Genomic DNA, 21,588 nt, shown 5'->3' with positions numbered 1-21,588 from the left:
ATCTATTTGACTTAAGATTAATCCTCGTCAAATGGGTCAAAATCGCGACGGATCCTACGACGAGGGCGCTCAGAACGCTCTTCGCGAGATGCGCGATACTCATCATAGTGATCGTCATCAGCTGCGTAACGTGGATTACGGTCGTTTCCACGACGATCGGCATTGCGATGAGCAGACCTATCTTCATGGCGATCATCACGATTATCCCTGCGATCATCCCTATCATCATAACGATCTTCACGTGGAGCGCGTCGGCGAGGACGATCTTCAAAATCGTTGTTATCGTAACGATTATCCCTGCGATCATCCCTTCTGGAAGAACGATCCTCATAACGGTCAGAACGATCGCTTCTATCGTTTCGATCATTCCTATCGTCATAACGCGAATCGCGATCATCACGAACGTTACGGCGGCGAGGACGCTCATCCCTATCGCCCCTATCATCCCTATCGTCACGCGGAGCGCGTCGGCGATCGCTTCTGCGATCATCCCTATCATCACGATCTTCGCGAGGAGCGCGACCACGGTTTTCGCGAGGCGCTGGAGCAGAAGATTCCTGATTCTCAAAACCTGGAATGGCCAAAGAAATCTTACCGCGCTCATCCACGCTTTGTACGATTACTTCTACGTTATCGCCTTCCTTAAGCACATCTTCAACAGTATCAATGCGCTCGCCATTAGCAAGGTTACGAATCTGAGAAATGTGCAGCAATCCGTCACTTCCAGGAGTCAAGTTTACGAAAGCACCAAAGCTTGTCGTCTTAACAACCTTGCCAGTGAAAGTTTCACCAGCTTTTGGAATACGAGGATTTGCAATAGAGTCGATGATTTCCTTCGCCTTCTGAGCAGCTTCGCCGCCTTCAGAAGAAATATAAACAGTACCATCATCTTCAATGGCAATCTCGGCACCAGTTTCTTCTTGAATCTGGTTAATCATCTTGCCCTTAGGTCCGATTACTTCACCAATCTTATCTACAGGAATCGTAGTTGTGATAATGCGTGGAGCAAATGGGCTCATCTCAGCTGGGCAATCAATGCACTCGTTAATAACTTCAAGAATCGTTGCACGAGCTTCGTGAGCCTGCTGCAAAGCGGCAGCCAAAATATCAGCTGGAATACCATCAAGCTTAGTATCAAGCTGCAAAGCAGTGATGAACTCGGAAGTACCAGCAACCTTAAAGTCCATATCTCCGAAAGCATCTTCTGCACCGAGAATATCGGTCAAAGTCTTGAAGATATGCTTTCCATCTACGTCTCCCGAAACTAAGCCCATAGCAATACCAGCAACTGGAGCCTTCAAAGGCACACCAGCTGCAAGCAAAGAAAGCGTAGACGCGCAAACAGATCCCATAGAAGTGGAACCATTGGAACCAATAGCTTCCGAGACTTGACGAATAGCGTATGGGAACTCTTCGCGACTTGGCAAAACCGGCACCAAAGCCTTCTCTGCTAAAGCACCGTGACCAATCTCGCGACGCTTAGGGGATCCAACGCGACCAGTTTCACCAGTGGAATATGGAGGCATTTCGTAATTGTGCATATAGCGCTTGGTTTGTGGACCAGAAAGCGCATCCACTTGCTGCTCCATCTTAAGCATGTTCAAAGTAGTTACGCCCAAAATCTGGGTTTCACCACGCTGGAATAGCGCAGAACCGTGAACGCGAGGAACAATATCTACTTCGGCACTAAGAGTACGAATATCGCGCAAACCGCGGCCATCAATACGATAATCTTCCGTCAAAATACGACGACGAACAATCTGGCGCTGCAACTCCTTGAAGGCGTTACCAAGCTCCTTTTCCTTCTCCTCATCGTCCATATCGGTAAACTCTTCGGCGATTGCAGCACGCACGCCTTCCTTAATCTCCGCAATACGGTCTTGGCGTGGAAGCTTTTCAGCAATAGAAAGAGCCTCGTTCAAATCAGCATGAGCAATCTCATCGATTCTTGCATAAAGTTCGTCAGTGTACTCTGGGAAGAGTTGGAATTCCTTGGTTTCTTTAGCAGCAATACGCTTCAACTCGTTCTGAGCGTCGCAAATAACCTTAATAAACGGCTTTGCAGCTTCCAAACCACCAGCTACAACTTCTTCATCTGGCTTGATTTGACCCTCATTGTAAATCAAATTCCAAGCGTTCTTACCAGCACCAGCTTCGATCATTGCAATAGCAACATCGCCATTTTCAATAACACGACCAGCAACAACAATCTCAAATACTGCACGCTCGCGCTCACTCCAACGTGGGAAAGCAACCCACTGGCCATCAATCAAAGCCAAGCGCACACCGGAAACTGGACCTTCAAATGGCAATCCAGAAATCATAGTAGATGCAGATGCAGCATTCAAAGCAATAACATCGTATGCATCATCTGGATTAATTGCCAAAATCGTTTCCACAACCTGCACTTCGTTACGCAAAGTGTGTGGGAACAATGGGCGTAATGGGCGGTCAATAATACGGCACGCAAGTGTTGCCTCATTTGACGGGCGTCCTTCTCTGCGGAAGAAAGATCCTGGAATCTTTCCAGCAGCATACATTTTTTCTTCCACATCAACAGTCAATGGGAAGAAGTCGTAATTTTCCTTTGGGCTAGATCCTGCAGTCGTCGTAGACAAAATCATGGAATCATCATCCAAATATGCGGCAACAGCACCGTCTGCTTGCTGAGCAAGGCGACCAGTTTCAAAGCGTAGAGTACGCTTTCCAAATGAACCATTATCAATAACGGCTTCTACAGCCTTAATTTCGGGACCCTCCACGGGTTCCTCCTTTTCTTAACTTACCTAATCAACCAACATGCGTAATAACATTGACAACTTCGCTTTTGTTATTTGTTTACCTCTAACATCCATGCGAATTTGCAAATTTGCATATGCCAATGTTTCTTTTCGTAGTGTTTTTTGTTTCGGCTACTTCAATCATCCATATTCAATTATGCTTCTAAATCTTCAGTTATAAATCTTATGAATCCTAAATTCTAAAATCCAAAAATATAAGTCTCTACAATATTTTCTATAGTTTTTCTATAACTTTACAAATTAGACACTATAAGTCTGTTTAAAACTAATAGATTTAATTCAAGCTTTTCTATTCTACTTCAAACCCACTAAAACCGATAAACCCGATAAATACATAATGAAAATATTCATCATGAAAATATAAAAGCCCGAGCTTATGCCCGGGCAAAAAAGACTTATCGACGCAATCCGAGTCGATCGATCAAAGAACGATAACGGTTGATGTCTACACGCTTCAAGTAATCGAGAAGACGACGACGATCACCAATCATGAGCATCATACCACGACGAGAGTGGTGATCATGCTTATGCTCCTTCAAGTGATCAGTAAGGTCAGCAATGCGCTTGCTCAACAAAGCAACCTGGACCTCCGGGGAACCCGTGTCACCCTCATGTGTCGCGTATTCGTTGATGATGCTCTTCTTATCTTCAGCCGTCAATGCCACGGCGTCCTCCTTAATATCACTGCGCGGTGCTGCAACCTTATGATGCAGCGCTCTCAATCCGCGGGCGTTACACGCCAAATGTTGATTCTACAACAACGTGTTAACAAGATTAATTCGATTGAATACTCTTAACTCTACCAATACCCTACTTCTCCAAACGTTTCTTAGCTTTATTGGCAGCATGAGCTTTATAAAGTCCAATAAATGTTGGCACAAGAGAAATCAGCAGAATCGCCACTATAACAAGCTCAAAATTCTTCTGAACAAAAGGAATATTGCCGAAGAAATATCCGAGCATTGTAAAAAGCGACGACCATACCACTCCACCAAGAATCGAGAAAGGAGTAAAACGAGTCCAACGCATTCCAGAAATACCCGAAATAAAAGGCATAAAAGTTCGTATAAACGGGAAAAACCTACCTAAAAACACAGCAAGAGGACCCCATTTATCAATCATCTTCTCTGTTTTAGCAACGCGTTCTGGAGTCAATGCCTTAACTTTACCAGATTCAACAATTCTTCTACCGAAAAAGTGTCCGATGAAATAATTGCACTGGTCGCCAACAATAGGTGCTATCCACACAACCGCTAGCAAAAGCATAAGCGGAAGAGAACTTTTACCAGTTTGCGAATCTGGAGCGGCAAAGAATCCTGCTGCAAAAAGCAAAGAATCTCCAGGCAAAAATGGGAAAAACACAACGCCTGTTTCAATAAAAATGATTAAGAATATTAATCCCAAAGCAGGAGCTGTACCCATAGCAATCCAACCAGCTATAGCTGAACGCGGGTCTTTAAGAAGATTAAGAATAAAATGAATAAATCCCATAAGAATACCTAAAATCCTGTTTTGTAGTACCGTGTTGCATTTTCTCGGCACGCATTTTGCGCGGATTAACAATTATATTGCACGCTTTAGATTATAAGATTACGATTTGAATCCCGACTTTGTTTCCTTAAAACCGATATTTGACTACAAAACCAAGAACGCTAGCGCACTTACCGTGCACACGCAACACAGACTAACGATTAACGAGGCTGATTAACAGACTGATAACCAGCTAACGATTCGAGATTTTTACAGATAATCAGGCGTTTTTCGCGTATATTTTATTTTGCTGGTAATGTAGTCATTGAGAATTTGATATTACAAATTTGATCTAGCTTTAAAGTGTTTAACGCGTTTAAAGGAGAGTGGCAAAAGATGGATCAGCGTAAAGCAAACACTGATGCTAACGCAGATAAAACACTTGAATCACCTAACGAATTGGAATCTGAGCTATCGATAGCAGATATTTCCAAACGTCACTCTAATCCTAAACGCTGGATACTCTACTTTGCAGTGCTTCTAGCAGCAATAGTCATTCCATATTGGATAGGTAGAACATTAGCAGTACAACACACTTCATGGGTTGTTCAACATTATTCTGGTTTAACACCACAAGGCGTTGTGTTTATAGCATGGGTTACAACCGTTGCAACAGCTACAACACTAGCAATGGCATTAATAGAGTCTAAAAAATGGCTGTGGAGATTTTTATTCGTTATTTTTCTAACGATTGAACAATTTATAAGCGGCTTATGCTTGCTAAGACTAAGCTTTTGGTACTCAACATACGTCGTTTATGGGTCTGCAGCTGGACTAGCTAATGCAGCAAACCTTGGAATAATATCTGCAGGATTTGGCGTTGCTGTATACGCTGTTTTATTCGTAGGACTACTTGTAATAGTGCCTAAAACATCACGCTTAAATGTGCTGACTTGCAGCTGGGCATCATTTATAATGTTCTATACTATTGAAGTCTTAGCGATTCTTGTGGTGATTTTTGGCGGATTTATGACAGCAATGTAGCTTCCACATATGCATACTAAATGTGTGCACTATATGAAAATACAAATAAGTATTAGGCGCATTATTATTGATATTTAAACGTTTTTTGCAACACTCCATACCGGTTTAGCATTGTACTTTTACGCACCTTGTAGTACAGTGTGCAGAGTTGTTGTAGAACAATGGGGCTATAGCTCAGTTGGTAGAGCGCTTCGTTCGCATCGAAGAGGTCGTGGTTTCGATTACCATTAGCTCCACTAAGCCCACTGCATTCATTCCACCGCAGTGGGCTTTTTCTTTTCTTACTTACTATTGCGCGATTCCTTGTTTGCTGTTGCGCGAAGTTTGAGTATTTCTCTCCTCGCAAGTCCCGTCGCTACGCTCCTCTTTTATTGCTCGTATAGAAATACATCAAACCTTCTGAATATCTAAAACTTTTGCGTATCTTTCATCACCGAGATTCTCGATTTTTCTTGCTTCTTCAGCGAATCACCATTTCATGCTGAGGTTCGCTTCATCCGCTGCAAAAAATCTCGAATCTCCACCGCACCTAGTGAATCCTTAAACATCAAATATCGCCATTGTCAAATATATTTTCAATTGAATCAATTAACGGATCTGCTTGGCTCATTATTTGCTTAACTCTATTGTCAACGTTTTTATTTTGCGACTTTATAGATCGCGCTAAATCTAACGCGTCGTCAAAAATATTTTCAATACTATCTTGACTAACAGCATAAGACTTAAATAAACTAATCCACGATTTTAGCGAATTAAAAACAAGTTCACACGCATCTATTTTTACAATCTCGTTCTGATTTTTCTTAGCATTTTCAATAAAATTATGCAACTTCGTAATATAATCAACATTTTGCGGCTTGGATTTTCCTTCCGCATAAGATGCAAAGCTTAAATACTCACTTCCAATCGAATAATACATTGATGCCAACTCATAGTCTTTTGATTTAACACCTTTTAACGCTTCTTTAAACCATTCAGATGCTGCTGTTATGCGAGTTTTTCTATTTGAATCACTAACTTCTTCCCCATTTTCAACGCTATAATACCAATATGCTTTACCCACAGATAAGCACAGTTCATACCAATCTTCAGATTTTTTAAGCGTGTTTTTATACTCATTAATCAACGCTGTAAAATCTTCTCTTTCATCAAGAGTCCACCGAAAATCTTCAATTTGATGCACTAAAAGTCTGAGTATTGGTTGAATGGAAAGCGGCTGAATATTGGCATTAAAAAGTTTTATTTGCAATCGCATGGCTTGATTAACATTTTGAATCACCTGCTTAGAATCCACTGATTTTGCCGCTGTTCTCATGTAGTTTTTATATTTTTCAACATCACTTATTTTCTCTATAGCATTCTTGTTTCTTTTTTCATCATTGTTACGAGTCAGTTGCACATAATCATTTTTTCGACTACTTATTTGACTATTTGATGTTAAAGAATGCAATGATGTTCCTATCAAAAAGCAGCCAACAACAACCATCAGTATGCAGCAAATAATTTTGATTACAATATTTCGATAACTATTCCTACCACTATTTTTATGAGTATTTTTACGCATACTCCTACGACTACTCTTACGTTTATCACGACGATTATTCTTATAATGATTTACACGCGACCTGATATTTTCTATACCCTCTACGCCAGAATCTAAATTGTCTCCTAAATAATTTTCTAAGCAATCCTCTAACGACTGAGCAAATTCTTTACAATCCGCATAACGCTCCAAAGGATTTTCTAACATGGCGCGCATTAAAACAGCTTGAAGATCGTTAGCAAAACCACCATCAGCTAAGTCGAAGTTAGTAAAGTGCTTTGTAGCATCATAATGCTCTGAGTTTTCTGAGTCTATAGTCTTATTATCAGAAAAACATTTACCCGTAAGAGCAAACCACAATGTAGCACCAAGAGAATACACATCAGTAAAAACGCCTATTTTGGATTCAGGCTTAAAAAGTTCTGGAGCAGCAAATCCACGAGTAGCAAAACGCGCATCTTGTTTAAATCTGCTTGGTTGCACCAACACACCATCTTTATTTTTAATTTCTAATGCAGATCCAAAGTCAATTAAATAAACTTTTGAATCCGCACAAAGCATAATGTTAGATGGTTTTAAATCACAATAAACAATAGAAGGATTAAGTGAATGAAGATATTGCAATAAGCCACACAATCGTATACCTAAATTACACACTTCGGCAGGACTCATAACACCTTCTTGTAAAATCATTGATTTTAAAGAAAATCCGTCAACATAGTCGCGAACAGCGTATGCTCTGCCATTCTCCTCAAAAAAATCAACAATTCTAGGTATAGAAGGATGATTGCAATGATTTAAAACCTCAACTTCTGCGCGCAAAGACTGCAAAATCAAGGCTTTTTTATCGTCATCAAAATCAGTAGCAGTTTCTTTTATAGCCCACTGCTTATGAAGAACATTATCTACCGCAAGATAAACAGTAGATGTTCCTCCAGCTCCAAGTTTTCCGAGAATCTGATATCTTCCGCCCACACAAACCATATTTGCCGCACTTTCATAAAATCAAAATGACAATAATCCTGTGCTGCAAACTTTATAGACTAATTTGCGTATTGAAAATACTTATAGAACAATGTGTACCAAAGCCATCAAAACCCTAGAAAAATAAGGGAAAAGTTATCCACATTGCTCAAATCGCCCAAATTACTCAAATTGCTCAATCAATATCCGCGCCAAGAGCAGTCAACTTACCGCGGAAATCTGCATAACCACGGTCAATAAGCGAAATACCCTTAACGTTAGATGGACCCTTAGCTGCAAGAGCCGCAATAAGATGACTAAAACCGCCTCGCAAATCAGGAACATCAATATCTTGACCAGTAAGAGGCGTCGGACCAAAAATCACAGCAGAATGCTTGTAATTTCGCTGCTGGAATCGGCAAGGAAGAGAACCTAAGCACTCGCGATACAACTGAATCATAGCGCCCATTTGAACAAGTGGTTTTGTAAACCCAAAACGATTCTCATAAACAGTTTCGTGAACAATACTCAAACCTTTAGCTTGAGTTAAAGCAACAACAAGAGGCTGCTGCCAATCAGTCATAAAACCAGGATGGACATCGGTTTCAATAGCAACAGGATGCAAATCACCACCCGGATGCCAGAATCGAATACCGTTATCCGTAACGTCAAACTGACCACCAACTTTACGGAACACGTTTAAGAAGGTCATCATCTCTGGCTGAGTAGCCCCTTTAATAAACACGTCACCATGAGTTGCGAGCGCCGCCGAAGCCCAAGATGCCGCCTCAATCCTATCTGTTAAAGCCGTATGATTATAGCCTTGAAGCTTATCAACGCCCTCAATCCTAAATGTTCGATCAACGTCTACAGAAATAATAGCGCCCATTTTTTGCAAAACAGCCACCAAATCCATAATTTCTGGCTCAATTGCAGCACCCGAAAGCTCTGTTTTACCTTCTGCAAGCACGGCTGCAAGAAGAGTTTGCTCAGTGGCACCAACCGATGGATAAGGTAGATGAATTTTAGTGCCATGCAAACCGTTAGGAGCAGTAATATGAATACCATCCTCATGATCTTTATCTACATTCGCACCAAGTTTACGCAAAGTTTCAAGATGGAAATCTATTGGACGCCCTCCAATATTGCACCCACCTAAAGCTGGGATAAAAGCCTCACCAAGTCTGTGAAGAAGCGGACCAGAGAAGAGAATCGGTATTCTAGAAGATCCTGATAATGTATCTACGTCTGCAACATCAGCAAGCTGAACATTGCTTGCGTCAATACTAACAACGCCTGCAGCACCATCGACATCTACGTTTACTCCATGCAAACGCAGCAAATCAGAAACAACGTGAACATCTCTGATTTCTGGAACATTCTTTAACACGGATTTCCCAGGAGCAAGCAAAGCTGCAACCATTGCTTTACTAACAAAGTTTTTTGCACCACGAACTTTAATAGCTCCGTTAAGCGGCTTGCCACCTTCTACATGCAAAACGTCTGCAGCGTCAATGCCACTTTCGTTCTGTTCAGCCGTATTATGCGCAGACACATTTACCTCTTTCGTTTGCAACTAAAACTAATCACTATAATACCGACATGCGTGCCAATAACACATACCAATTCGAGCATTAACCAAGCTACTTTGCTGCGCGAGACCGCCATCTTCTCAATAGCCTTGCAAAAAGCGAAGGTTTTTGCAATAAATCTACTTCTGGCAAATCGTGATCGCAATCCGCGTTTAGACCATAAGTATACGCCTTTTTAGACGAAGGTTTTCCAACTAAATCACCAAATTCAAGCATTTGCGTTCTAGGCTCGTATGGGTGACGTATGTCAAATTCGATAAGTCTTGCACCACATTTAGATGCAGCTGGCCCATAAGATCCAAAACCACACGTTGCAGTAGACATAAGTAGCATATCCGAATCTTTACAACGTCCAGCAAACGCGTTTCTGTGATCATGCCCTGCGCAGAAAGCGAAAGTGCCAATCTTTTGCAAAATATCATATTCCCCACTGTCTTTATCTGGGCAACTCACACCTTCTCCAAGATAACCATCTGGCAAAACGCGATTATCGTCTAAAGCATAATATCTCCCAGCAAAACGCCTGTACCCCTCGATCGCATGTTCCTGAGACGCATAATCTTTAGAAACTTCACGCATTAAACCATAGTATTGAGGAAGAGGAAAATGCTGGAAAACACAGAATTTTGGAGGCGATAACTTTGGCAAATTTCTCAAAAAATCAAGTGCCTTATCCGAAGGTTTCCCATAACCTCCACTCTTCTCATAGTCTCCAGAATTAACCAAAACTAATGAAAATACAACATTTTCCTGATTCACATCCATAACTGGAAGCGCAAACGTACCAGCTTCACAAGGAAAAATGATTTGATTTGGCAATATGCATTTAGTGGATTGCAAAGCTGCAACATTGCAACTAGAAGAATCATAATTATTCGACTTGTTTTGCGAAGAACGGTTCATGCAACCCTTAAACTCTTGATACAAAGAATCCAATTCTTCATTGCTTAACCCACATTGAAAATCATGGTTTCCGTAAGTCAGCGCCCATGGAATTGAACGATCTTCCAAAGGCTGCACCATACGCTTAATGTGCTCAATAACTTTTTTTCGCGTTGCATCTAGTTTTTCTGCATACGACTCATCCTTAGGCGAGTAATTATCAGAAAATCGTCCTGAGGAAGAGTCGAAAGCCTCCGAAGACCAGCGTCTGCGTACAAATGTATCCGCAAAATCTTTAACATATCCAGCAATTTGATTACCCGTAAAAATCACAATATCTGGCTTAACAGCATCACAAGCGGACTCTATAAGCCTAATTGTATCTTTGCTAATTTTTGGAGCATCCTGAACATCTGCAAACTGCAAAACACGAAATTTGCCAGAAAGATGGAATTGCAATTTACCTAATCGTGCAGAAATAGACATCGGCAAATTAGCCGATTCAGAAGAATTAGCCGATTCAGAAGTGGGTAAAACTTTAGACTCATCGCTATTCGTAGATTCTGCAATTTCTGACATGATTCAAGCATACGGCACATCAGAGAACAGTATCAACAAAAGATTTAACAAAATTCAAAGAATTTAACGCGAAATTATTAAGACTGCACTCGAACTACAGAAAAATAAAGAAATATACACAAAAATGGCGAAACGTAGAGATTTTTTACAAGATTTTCAGGTAATTCACAGGCAATAACATCTTTGTCTTAAGTAAAGGATGCCTATTATAGAGACATCAAGGAAAAAGCAAATCAACATAACGAATGATTTGCAAGAACTAATAACTGAACCTCTCTTCTTCTCTTCTCTTTCATAACCCCGGGTTAATAGCTCGGGGTTTTTGATTACATTATAAAAAATTACATTACAAAATTACGGATTATCCCCCCCCAAAAAAACAAAGCAAAACAAAAGTCGGGATGCAGCAAACACCACACCCCGACTTATGCACTGATAAAATCAGATACGCGCAACAATCACAAAACGCGCATTAAAAATCAAACAATAGGCTCTACCTGGTTAAATCCAAGCTCCACAGGAGTTTCGCGACCAAAGATAGAAACAAGAACCGTAAGCTTCTGCGTTGTAGGATCCACATCCGACACCACGGCAGCCATAGTCGCAAATGGACCATCGGTAACTGTAACCTGATCGCCAACCTTGTAAGCCACCTCAACGGTACGCTTACGAGCCGCAGCAGGCTTATCTCCAGCCTTCTTCAAAGCCTCAGACGCAATCATAGGAGCCATCATATCGATAACTTCCTTACGGCTAAGAGGAGCAGGCTCCTTAGATGGGCCAACAAAACCAGTAACGCCTTCAGTTTCGCGCACAATACGACGAGCATTCTCATCTGGCCACATACGAATAAGCACATAACCTGGAACGCGAACGCGGGTAATAACCTTCTTACCCTTGTCAGTGTGCTTTTCAACCTCTTCCATTGGCACTTCAATCTGGAAAATCTTGTCTTCCAAACCAAAGCTTTGTACACGAGATTCAACGTTAGTTTTAACGCGCTTCTCGTAGCCAGAGTAGGTGTGAAGAACGTACCACTTGCCTTCAAGAGTGCGCAAAGTCTTAGAGAATTCCGCAACAGCGGCAGCACCAGCATCTGTAGCATCAACTTCTTGCGAAGCGGAAGAATCGCCAGCAACCGTTTCAGCAGGCTCAGCAGGAGACTCGGTCTCACCAGCTACGTTTTCACTATTTTCAGAAGCATCTTCTACGACAACAGTATCTGCAGCATCTGCGTTCTCAACATTTGCAGCATCAACCGAAATATCAGCTGCGTCAAAATCCGCAAGATCATTCACAGAATCAACATTTTCGAGATTCAACTCGTCAGTCATATTCGCACACCCTCAAAATTCGTTGAAATCAGCCAAACAGCCACATAACAGACTTACCCAAACCGAAGTCCATAACAGTGACGAAAACCATCAAGAAAATAACAAAAATAAACACGGAAGCTGACCAAGCAAACAATTCCTTGCCGTGAGGAGCAACGACTTTGCGAGTCTCGTCAATAGTTTGCTTAATGAACATGCCAATACGCATGAACAAATTCGGCTTCTTCTCTTTTGCCTTGGCCATGCTTGAATCCTTCGTTTGAAAATTGTTAACAATAAAACTGGCAGGGACGGCGGGACTCGAACCCACAACCTACGGTTTTGGAGACCGTTGCGCTACCAATTGCGCCACATCCCTAGGTGAACTTGCTAATCATACCTTAAAAAGATTGACTTGGCAAAACCGCCAAGTAGATATGTTAGCGGAAGGGCAAGATTTAAGGGTTTTATTATGATTAGCGAGTGTCGCTAAACGCGCGGTTGCTGGCGACTTTTGCGCGCGTAAACAACGCGCTGGCGACTTTAAAACGCGCTTCCGCTTTCAATCCACTGCTTCATACGCCTCATACCTTCGGCAAGCTGACTGTCTGCTAAAGCACACGAGAATCGCAAGTGGCCAGGCGCACCAAAAGCCTCTCCAGGAACAGCGGCAACATGCGCTTCATCAAGTAGCATTTGCGCGAGTATGGACGACGTGCCTGGAATCTTAGAATCCTTGCCCATCGGGCACTCAAGCAGTGCCTCAACGTTTGCAAACGCGTAGAAAGCGCCGTGCGAAAGAGGACAAGTCACGCCTTGCATGCTGTTTAACGCTTGCACAATCGCCTTGCGACGAGCGTCGAAGGAATCGCGCATTTTTGCAACTTCATCTAAGGGTCCACCAACCGCTGCAAGGGCTGCGCGCTGTGAAATATTGGAAACGTTAGACGTCATGTGGCTTTGAAGCTTAATCGCAGCTTTTGCGACATCAAGCGGCGCAACCATCCAGCCAACACGCCAACCTGGCATTGCGTACGTTTTAGCAACACCGTTCAAAACAAGCAGCTGGTCGCGCACTTCTGGCACTTCTACGCCAATATACGACGTTTTTACGCCGTCGTAATGCAAGTGCTCGTAAATCTCGTCGGAAAGCACCCAAATATGGTGTTTTACAGCCCATTCGCCAATCGCGCGAATCGTTTGTGCGCTCCAAATAGCGCCTGTTGGATTAGAAGGCGAAGTTACAATAATCGCACGCGTGCGTGGGGTACGAGCCGCCTCAATCGCCTCAATATCTGGCTCAAAACCGCGATCCGCGCCAGACATAACAGGCACAGGCACACCACCTGCAAGTTTTACTGCCTCTGGGTAGCTTGTCCAATATGGCGCTGGGATTATAACTTCATCGCCATCGTTTAACAAAATCTGGCATGCTTCGTAAACAGCTTGTTTGCCGCCATTCGTTACAACAACTTGATTTAGGGAAACATCGTAGCCAGAATCGCGCTTGACTTTGCGCGCAATCGCCTCGCGAAGCTCTGGAAGACCAGCCGTAGCCGTGTACTTGTAGTTTTTTGGGTCTTTGCATGCGGCGGCTGCGGCTTCAACAATGTAGAGCGGCGTTGGAAAATCAGGTTCGCCTGCGCCGAAGCTAATAACGTCGATTCCTGCGGCTTTCATTGCTTTTGCTTTGCCATCTACAGCAAGCGTTGCACTCGGTGCCACTTTGTTAATGCGATTGCTCATAGAGCGCCATTGAGAGTTTGATGCGTTTGCTGCCGTATTTGCTGCGATATTTTCTGCCATACTCTACAGTGTAACCATTACACGTTATTTCCCGATTTTGTTCCCATATTTTGCAATTTGGGAAACAAACGCGGGCGAATCGAGGCATTTCCTTGTTTGGTGTTGCGCGAGGGCTGGCTAATTCTTGTCTCACAACGCTCTGCCTCTTACGCGTTGCTTGTTGTTGCGGTTGTTCCGTTTTGGTTTTGATTTTGTTTTTGGGTTGAAGTTTGTTTGTAGTGGTGACTCATTGGATTATTTGGTATCGGCTGCCGCTCTTATATTGTTCGACCAAGAATCACCCATCCCTCTTACAAGTCTTAACAATTGCGTACCACTTAATCACCGAGATTCTCGATTTTTCTTCTTCATTCGATGAATCACCATCAAAGATGCTGAGGTTCATCTCATTCAGGGCGAAAAATCTCGAATCTCCACCTCACTTTGCGAAGCTTTAAGCGCACATGCAAATCGATTAGCAAGTAGAAGATTATAAAAGCACAAGATTGTCGCGATGCACCACAGGATGCGCGTATTGCCGCCCCAAAGTCGCCTCTAAATCATCTGTTGTAAGCCCCATTACCTGCGGTATCTCATCTGAATCAAATGCAACTAGCCCTTTGGCTAAATGATTGCCATGCTCGTCATCAATCCACACTGGATCGCTTGCAGAAAAGTCGCCAGCAACCCCTACGATTCCAGCAGCCAGCAGGCTTGCTTTCCCTCCTCGAACGGCTGCAGCTGCACCAGAATCTACAATAATCGAGCCATGCGGATTAGACGCAAAACCAATCCAAAGTCTTCTGGAAGACGCGCGCGAATTTAGTGGCGCGAACACGGTTCCAACTGCTTTCCCCGATAGTGCGCCCTCCGCGTTACTAGCACATGTCAAAAGCGTTGGGATTCCAGAAACAGCAGCAACGTGCGCTGCATCCATTTTGGTTATCATTCCGCCTGTGCCTACACCCGAAATGCTGGAGCCAACTTTAACATCATCTAACGCGCGCGTAACATCGGGAACAAAACCAATCCGCTTAGCATCTGGTTCGCTAGGCGGAGCCGTGTAAAGCGCGTCAACATCTGTTAAAAGAACCAGCGCATCTGCTCGCACAATGTTCGCCACAAGCGCCGCAAGCCTATCGTTATCACCAAAACGTATTTCGTTGCTAGACAGAGCGTCGTTTTCGTTTACGATTGGCACAACGCCTAATTCCAGCAGCCTAAGCATTGTGCGTTGGGCATTACGGTAACGCGAAGGACTTATAGTAACGTCTGCCGTTAGTAGCATTTGCCCTACTCTTATGCCGAATTCCGCAAATGCTGACTCATATTGGTACATGAGCAAGCCTTGTCCAACTGATGCTGTTGCTTGCTGAGTAGGCACATCTTTAGGACGTTCATTAAAACCAAGTAGTCCAAATCCCGCTGCGATAGCACCAGAAGATACTAAAACTACATTAGCTCCAGACATTTGAGCACGGCTAATAGCCGTAACAAGAGCACGTAATTTTTGCACGTCTAAATGACCAGATAAGTCTGTAAGCGAGCTAGAGCCAACTTTTACGACTATTGTGTTCGCATTGCTAATTGAACGCCGAATCTCATCTTCGGTAGGCTCAACTGCCTTATTAATCATTTACTCACCACGTCCAAATAAACTCTGCTCATCGTGTTTGTCGTCATCTACCGATGGATCTGCCCAATGACCTTGCTTTCTCTCCGCCATCATCGCATCTCTCACAGCGCTCTTTGCATCCATCATCATGTGATAATCGCGTCTGCGCTCCGCATTCGTGCGTCTTGCACCTCTAGGGTCATTTGCTTCAAGTCGCAAGTCTTTTCCACGCGCGCCCAAGCTAGCGCCGTCCAAACCTTCCGCACCTGCTGCAATGCTTGAATCCCAGTCGAAGCAAACCATGCGGTTTCCGCGACCAATCCTAATCTCGTCTCCTGGACGTGCACCCTTCTTGCGCAACTCGTCTTCTACACCAAGTTTTGCTAAGCGATCCGCCAAATAGCCAACTGCCTCGTCGTTGTCGAAGTTTGTTTGCACAACCCAACGCTCTGGCTTAGCGCCCGTAACAGTAAACCAGAAGTCGCCATTTTTGTCTTCTTCGCGCTCGATTGTAAAGTCGCTAGCACTTCCGCGGCCATCATCTCTGCGTCGTCTCAATGCTGGCTGTTCAAGCGGCTGAATAACAACTCGCTCTTCTTCTCGCGCTGCCTCTTGCTCAGCAAGCTTTTCGCGCATACTAGCCACCATCTTTCCAAGCGCAAAACCAAGCTCTTTCAAGCCTTCGTGAGACGCAGTAGAAATCTCAAAAACTGGAAAGCCCATTTTTTCAAAGTCGCTTCGCACAAATTCTGCCAACTCTTTTGCCTCTGGCACATCAATCTTGTTTAGCACAATAATTCGCGGACGCTCTGGAATCGGAATCGCTCCAAGCGGCAAATCCAACTTGTTTGCGTATTGCGAAAGCTCGTGTTCCAAAGCCTTATAATCGCTGATTGGATCGCGATTGGGTTCAAGCGTTGCGCAGTCGATTACGTGGGCGATTATTTCCGTGCGCTCAATGTGGCGCAAAAATTCTAGCCCAAGCCCTTTTCCTTCGGAAGCTCCTGGGATCAATCCTGGCACGTCTGCGATTGTGTAGCGGTATTCACCAAAGCTGACCACACCAAGGTTTGGAACAAGCGTTGTAAACGGATAATCTGCGATTTTTGGTTTTGCAGCGCTGATTGAAGCTACAAGACTTGACTTTCCTGCAGACGGGAAGCCCACTAGCGCGACGTCTGCTATCGACTTTAGTTCTAGGATTACGTCTCGTTCTTCGCCAGGTTCGCCTAGTAGTGCAAAACCTGGAGCGCGGCGAGTTTTATTGGCAAGAGCGGCGTTTCCAAGGCCTCCAGCACCTCCTGCTGCGACTACGAATGTGTCGCCTACATGTTGCAAATCAGCCAAAACGTTGCCTGGCTTTTTTTGCGCGCCCGATGCACCCTTCGCCTCAAAAATTACGGTTCCGACTGGCACTGGCAACATAAGGTCTTCTCCTTTGGAGCCGTCCTTTGTATCACCTAAACCCATTGTGCCACTCTGCGCTACGCGATGTGGCATGAATCGGTAGTCGAGTAGGCTGTTAGCGTTGCGATCGGCTACGAATATAACGCTTCCGCCATTTCCGCCATTTCCGCCATTTGGACCTGCAAGTGGCTTGTATTTTTCTCTGCGCACGCCTGCGGATCCGTTGCCGCCGTCGCCGCCTTTAACGTGTACCGTTACTCGATCTACAAAATCGCTCATAACTTTTACCTTACTTGATGCTCAATACTCGCCAGATTTGCAAAAACAAAAAAGCCGCACCGAACGGGGTGCGGCTATAAGATTAATGAGTTACTCAGGCGGTAACTACGTCTACAACCTTACGATCGCGACGAATGCCAAACTTCACATTGCCGTCCACCAAAGCGTACAGCGTGTGATCCTTGCCCAAAGCAACGTTCTGTCCTGCGTGGAACTTGGTGCCGCGCTGGCGAACAATAATGTTTCCAGCCACAACAGCTTCTCCACCGAACTTCTTAACGCCAAGATATTGCGCCTGTGAGTCGCGACCGTTGCGCGAGCTAGACGCACCCTTCTTATGTGCCATCTTGCTGTCCTTTCAGGTTTATAACACCGTCAATCAGGCGATGGCCGTGATCTTGACGAGAGTCAACTTCTGACGATGACCCTTGCGGCGAGCCACGCCAGTCTTGTTCTTATACTTCATAATGCTAATCTTTGGACCCTTAGCTTCGTCGTTAAGAACTTCTGCCTTAACTGTGATCTTTGCAAGATCCTTAGCGCTTAAGGTCACCTTAGCACCGTCAACAACGAGCGCGACCGGGAATTCCACGGTATCGCCCTTCTTTGCATCGAGACGGTTTACGAGGATGGCGTCTCCAACCTCAACCTTCTCTTGATGGCCACCGGCCTTCACAATCGCGTACATAATTCGTTCCTTAGCTAAATTGAAAGCTTTACTATTGCCTCACGCGCAGCGTTGAACCTGCGGCAAGACACCGACTATCAAAATTACACCGACCCCTGTACTAACGTCAAGTCTTAATTCATAAAGTCGAAATAAGCAATAGACATTATTGTACTCGAGCCGTATACTTTGCGTCTATTTTTTAGTTTTCACTAGATTCTTGAGAGCTTTCTGTGGATTCTTGAGATTCTTGCGAATCATCAGATTCCTCAATTTTCCCGACTACCTGCGATTCTTCACTGATTTCTGCAGATTCATTACTCGCATCTACTGCAGAAAAGTCGCCAGCAACCGAAGATTCATCAACACTGTCAACACTGTCAACAACACTATCACCTGCATCGCCATTATTAGCAACGTCATCTGCAGCTACAGCATTCACATCATTATTGTTATCGTCTTTATTATCGTTACCGTCTTTTTCGTCACTTTTACGCAAAGACTCCTCCAAGAAAGCCGACGACGCTGCAGCGGCAGCAATACGCGCTAATTTGGCGCGAACATCCGCACTGGACTCCTGCTTAACCACAGGCATAGGGTCCGCAATACTTCCATGACCATGCTTATTGGTTTTAATAAACGGATCACCGCCCTTAAGCGCGTAAGGATCCGCATACTCCGAAGACACAGTCGGCTCGTCGTGAAGAATAAACCCACGACCCTTGCAAGTCGGGCACTCCTCCGAAAACGCCTCGACCAAACCCTGTCCAACGCGCTTACGAGTCATTTGGACAAGACCAAGAGATGTAACCTCCGCAACCTGATGCTTTGTGCGGTCGCGCGCAAGACACTCAACAAGACGGCGCAAAACAAGATCGCGGTTCGCTGGCATAACCATGTCAACGTAATCAATCATAACCATGCCGCCAATATCGCGAAGTCGCAGCTGACGCGCAATCTCCTCGGAAGCTTCCAAATTGCAGCGAGTCACAGTCTCTTCCAAAGACTTACCGCGACCAATAAAACGACCCGTATTCACGTCAATCGTTGTCATTGCCTCCGTTCGGTCAATAACAATCGAACCGCCTGCAGGAAGATAAACCTGGCGCTCCATGCCCTTTCTAAGCTGGCTGTCGATTTGCCACTTGTCGAACACGTCTTTGCCTTCATGCTCAGCAGGATCCCAATACTCAATCTTGCTGCGCAAATCAGGAGCCATCATCTCCAAGTATTCACAAATGCGGTCATACGCGCCCTTGCCTTCCACAATCATCTTTTGGAAGTCATCGTTAAATATGTCTCGAACAACACGAATAGCCACATCTGGCTCGCCTTGCAAAAGCTTTGGACGCTTGCCATGCAAGAACTCTTCTCGCTTCGCTTCGATTCGTTCCCACTGTTTTACAAGCGATTCAAGGTCTTTTTCAATCGCATCTTCACTAGCACCATCTGCGGCGGTTCTAATGATTATGCCCATGTCTTTAGGCGCGATTTTGCTTACGATTGCGCGAAGTCGGCTGCGTTCACGGTCGGATAGCTTGCGACTTACGCCCGTCATAGCTCCAGACGGAACAAGCACAAGGAACCTACCAGCAAGCGTTACTTGAGATGTTAGTCGCGCACCCTTATGGCCTATAGGGTCTTTAGTAACCTGCACTAAAACAGGGTCTCCTGCCTTAAACGCAAGCTCCATTCTTCGCGGCTGTCCTTCTAATCGGGTTGTATCCCAGTTGACTTCGCCAGCGTAAAGCACGCCGTTTCTAGCCTGACCAATGTCTACGAATGCGGCCTCCATGCTTGGCAGCACATTTTGTACACGACCAAGGTAAATGTTTCCTACTGTTGCAACTTCTTGAATATCAGAAACATAGTGTTCTACAAGAATATTGTCTTCGATTACAGAAATTTGCGTGTGACGATCGCGTTCACGCACAACCATAAGTCGGTCAACGTTTTCACGCCTTGCCAAAAAGTCTTGCTCCATAAGCAAGTTTTGGCGATTACGCTCCCTGCGATTGTCACGACGACGCTGCTTTTTGGCTTCAAGTCGCGTAGAACCTTCAATATCCGTAATCTCATCAATATACTGCTGTTTTCTAGATCTTCGACTAGATGAATCGGAGTCTATTGACACAAAACGCGATTGTGTGCTTTGTGAATTTTGCGAACTTTGCGAACTTGAGGAACTTTGAGACGAATCGTCAGAAGATTTCGACCTGCGACGACGGCGACGACGAGTGTACACTTCCTCGTCATCTTGAGATCGCAACTCGTCTGGATCTGGAATTAAATCGCGGTCTTCTTGAGAAACTTCTATTTCGTTTATGTCATAATCGTCGGCGTATGAAGAATCATCCGAAGATAGGTCGGATGTTGTTCTACGGCTTGATCTATCAGACTTATCTGTCCTATCTTCCTTATCTGCGCGAGACGGTCTGCGACGACGGCGACGACGGGTTATCATTTCTCCGTCTTCATCATCATTATTTTCTAAATCAGAAGTTTTTGTATACTTGCGGGTTGATTCAGAATCTACATCATTATCTGACTCAACACTATTTTCAATTCTTTCGTCAATTACATCATCGATTGGAGAATAAACTATGTCGTCGTATTCAAGGTCTTCTTCTATTTGCTCGACTTCTGCGGCGGCGCGTCTTTCGGCAGCGTTTAGTCTGCGATTCTTGCGTGACTTTCTATGATTTTGATCATCGTAATTATCCTGATTGTCACGATTCTTACGACCATTATTGTTATTCTCGCTATATTTGTCACCATTATCTTTGTCAAGGTTAGCTTTATCAAAATTAGACTTATCCAAGCTATCCTTATCTAGATAATCTCGATTATTTCTACTTATTCTGCTATCGCTTCTATTATCAATTTCGTTTAAATCTTCAGGATTTGCACGATTGGATCGATCTGTGCGATCTGCACGATTTACTCTAGAACGCACACGAATAACACGTGTATCATCGTCAGATTCAGAATCATAGTTATCGTCAAAATTGTTACGATTATTGCGATTTTTGCGACTACGTACTCTACTTAAATCCTCGTCTTCATTGCGATTCTTCCTGTCATTCCTGCCAGAACGCGTTTTACGCAACTTTCGTGAACTGCGACTATTGTCTTTGTCTAAATCATCTCGACTGTTTTCTCTATCGCTTTCATTTGCATCATCGTCGTAATCTAAATCGCGCATACGACTATTGTTTTCAGGCAAACGATGAGGTAAAACAGGCTCCTGAAAAAGTAGCGATGTTATCGGCCTTACAGGAGTTTGGTGCTCAACAACACTTTCAGATTCAGTTTCCTCAGAGCGTGTATCGTAATCGTTTCCGCCTTGTACGTGTAGTTTCATCGATTCGCCAGCTGCTCCTGCAACTCTTACAACGCGTCTTCCAGCACGCCTGCGTCTTGTGCTTGACGCTGCGTCTTGCGAACCTGAAACCACATTGACAACACCTGCTGTAACGGGTGATGTAACAGTTGAAGCAGCTGCTGATCTTTGCTCGTCAGCTGCGTTAGTAGATTCGTTCGCGCTTGAATTTGCTGCTACGAATGAAAGATTTTTATCTTCATTTTTATCATTATTGGCTTCGGGCACGGTGAAGCCTTCTCGTGTTACTCTGGGCACTATGCTCC

General features: G+C 44.2%; 15 protein-coding genes and 2 tRNA genes. 2 read left to right on the top strand and 15 right to left on the bottom strand.

All coding sequences use genetic code 11. From position 1 onward, the window contains the following. Positions 1–17: 17 nt before the first annotated feature. The 3 genes from HXT46_RS01025 to HXT46_RS01015 form a co-directional block, all read right to left on the bottom strand. Positions 18–2,762 (bottom strand): polyribonucleotide nucleotidyltransferase, encoded by a 2,745-nt coding sequence (locus HXT46_RS01025; protein ID WP_004115946.1) that lies wholly within the window; start codon positions 2,760–2,762, stop codon positions 18–20. Between the two features lie 434 nt (positions 2,763–3,196). Beyond that, positions 3,197–3,466 (bottom strand): 30S ribosomal protein S15, encoded by a 270-nt coding sequence (gene rpsO, locus HXT46_RS01020; protein ID WP_004111957.1) that lies wholly within the window; start codon positions 3,464–3,466, stop codon positions 3,197–3,199. A 145-nt stretch (positions 3,467–3,611) separates the two neighbouring features. Beyond that, the gene (locus HXT46_RS01015; RefSeq protein WP_004124207.1) at positions 3,612–4,292 is read right to left on the bottom strand and encodes a DedA family protein; all 681 of its coding nucleotides are present in this window, start codon (positions 4,290–4,292) and stop codon (positions 3,612–3,614) included. 375 nt (positions 4,293–4,667) lie between these two features. Between HXT46_RS01015 and HXT46_RS01010 the strand changes: the two genes are divergently transcribed. Further along, positions 4,668–5,315 carry a hypothetical protein gene (locus HXT46_RS01010; RefSeq protein WP_004111953.1) on the top strand — a complete coding sequence of 216 codons (648 nt, stop codon included), beginning with the start codon at positions 4,668–4,670 and terminating at the stop codon, positions 5,313–5,315. Positions 5,316–5,478: 163 nt separating this feature from the next. Beyond that, positions 5,479–5,551 (top strand) — tRNA-Ala (locus tag HXT46_RS01005). Between the two features lie 311 nt (positions 5,552–5,862). On the opposite strand, the gene HXT46_RS01000 is transcribed toward HXT46_RS01005, so the two are convergent. The 12 genes from HXT46_RS01000 to HXT46_RS00945 form a co-directional block, all read right to left on the bottom strand. Further along, a complete protein-coding gene (locus HXT46_RS01000; RefSeq protein ID WP_421786099.1) occupies positions 5,863–7,842 on the bottom strand; it encodes a serine/threonine protein kinase in 1,980 nt (659 codons plus the stop codon). 175 nt (positions 7,843–8,017) lie between these two features. Next, entirely contained in the window at positions 8,018–9,376 is a 1,359-nt protein-coding gene (murA, locus tag HXT46_RS00995) for a UDP-N-acetylglucosamine 1-carboxyvinyltransferase (RefSeq protein WP_004111949.1), read from the bottom strand. 88 nt (positions 9,377–9,464) lie between these two features. Next, positions 9,465–10,874 carry a metallophosphoesterase gene (locus tag HXT46_RS00990; RefSeq protein WP_009994437.1) on the bottom strand — a complete coding sequence of 470 codons (1,410 nt, stop codon included), beginning with the start codon at positions 10,872–10,874 and terminating at the stop codon, positions 9,465–9,467. A gap of 479 nt (positions 10,875–11,353) precedes the next feature. Next, positions 11,354–12,208: a transcription termination/antitermination protein NusG gene (gene nusG / locus HXT46_RS00985; protein ID WP_421786097.1), complete on the bottom strand. Its 855-nt coding sequence runs from the start codon at positions 12,206–12,208 to the stop codon at positions 11,354–11,356. 28 nt (positions 12,209–12,236) lie between these two features. Continuing rightward, positions 12,237–12,452 carry a preprotein translocase subunit SecE gene (secE, locus tag HXT46_RS00980; protein ID WP_004111941.1) on the bottom strand — a complete coding sequence of 72 codons (216 nt, stop codon included), beginning with the start codon at positions 12,450–12,452 and terminating at the stop codon, positions 12,237–12,239. 38 nt (positions 12,453–12,490) lie between these two features. Further along, positions 12,491–12,566, bottom strand: a tRNA-Trp gene (locus HXT46_RS00975). Positions 12,567–12,730: 164 nt separating this feature from the next. Further along, complete coding sequence (locus tag HXT46_RS00970; protein WP_246979340.1) at positions 12,731–13,993, bottom strand: pyridoxal phosphate-dependent aminotransferase; 1,263 nt, start codon at positions 13,991–13,993, stop codon at positions 12,731–12,733. 469 nt (positions 13,994–14,462) lie between these two features. Further along, positions 14,463–15,608: a glutamate 5-kinase gene (gene proB, locus HXT46_RS00965; RefSeq protein WP_014554788.1), complete on the bottom strand. Its 1,146-nt coding sequence runs from the start codon at positions 15,606–15,608 to the stop codon at positions 14,463–14,465. After that, the gene (gene obgE / locus HXT46_RS00960; RefSeq protein ID WP_421786094.1) at positions 15,609–17,273 is read right to left on the bottom strand and encodes a GTPase ObgE; all 1,665 of its coding nucleotides are present in this window, start codon (positions 17,271–17,273) and stop codon (positions 15,609–15,611) included. A 94-nt stretch (positions 17,274–17,367) separates the two neighbouring features. After that, on the bottom strand, positions 17,368–17,619 hold the full coding sequence (rpmA, locus tag HXT46_RS00955; protein WP_004106248.1) for a 50S ribosomal protein L27: 252 nt from the start codon (positions 17,617–17,619) through the stop codon (positions 17,368–17,370). Positions 17,620–17,652: 33 nt separating this feature from the next. Continuing rightward, on the bottom strand, positions 17,653–17,961 hold the full coding sequence (rplU, locus tag HXT46_RS00950) for a 50S ribosomal protein L21 (protein ID WP_004111933.1): 309 nt from the start codon (positions 17,959–17,961) through the stop codon (positions 17,653–17,655). 181 nt (positions 17,962–18,142) lie between these two features. After that, the gene (locus HXT46_RS00945) at positions 18,143–21,550 is read right to left on the bottom strand and encodes an Rne/Rng family ribonuclease (RefSeq protein WP_421786092.1); all 3,408 of its coding nucleotides are present in this window, start codon (positions 21,548–21,550) and stop codon (positions 18,143–18,145) included. Positions 21,551–21,588: the final 38 nt, after the last annotated feature.

The sequence above is a fragment of the Gardnerella sp. DNF01204 genome, from assembly GCF_049244145.1.
Lineage (GTDB): Bacteria > Actinomycetota > Actinomycetes > Actinomycetales > Bifidobacteriaceae > Bifidobacterium > Bifidobacterium vaginale.
The sequence above is the reverse complement of the archived record's forward strand: the minus strand, read 5'-3'. Positions and strand labels throughout refer to the sequence as shown.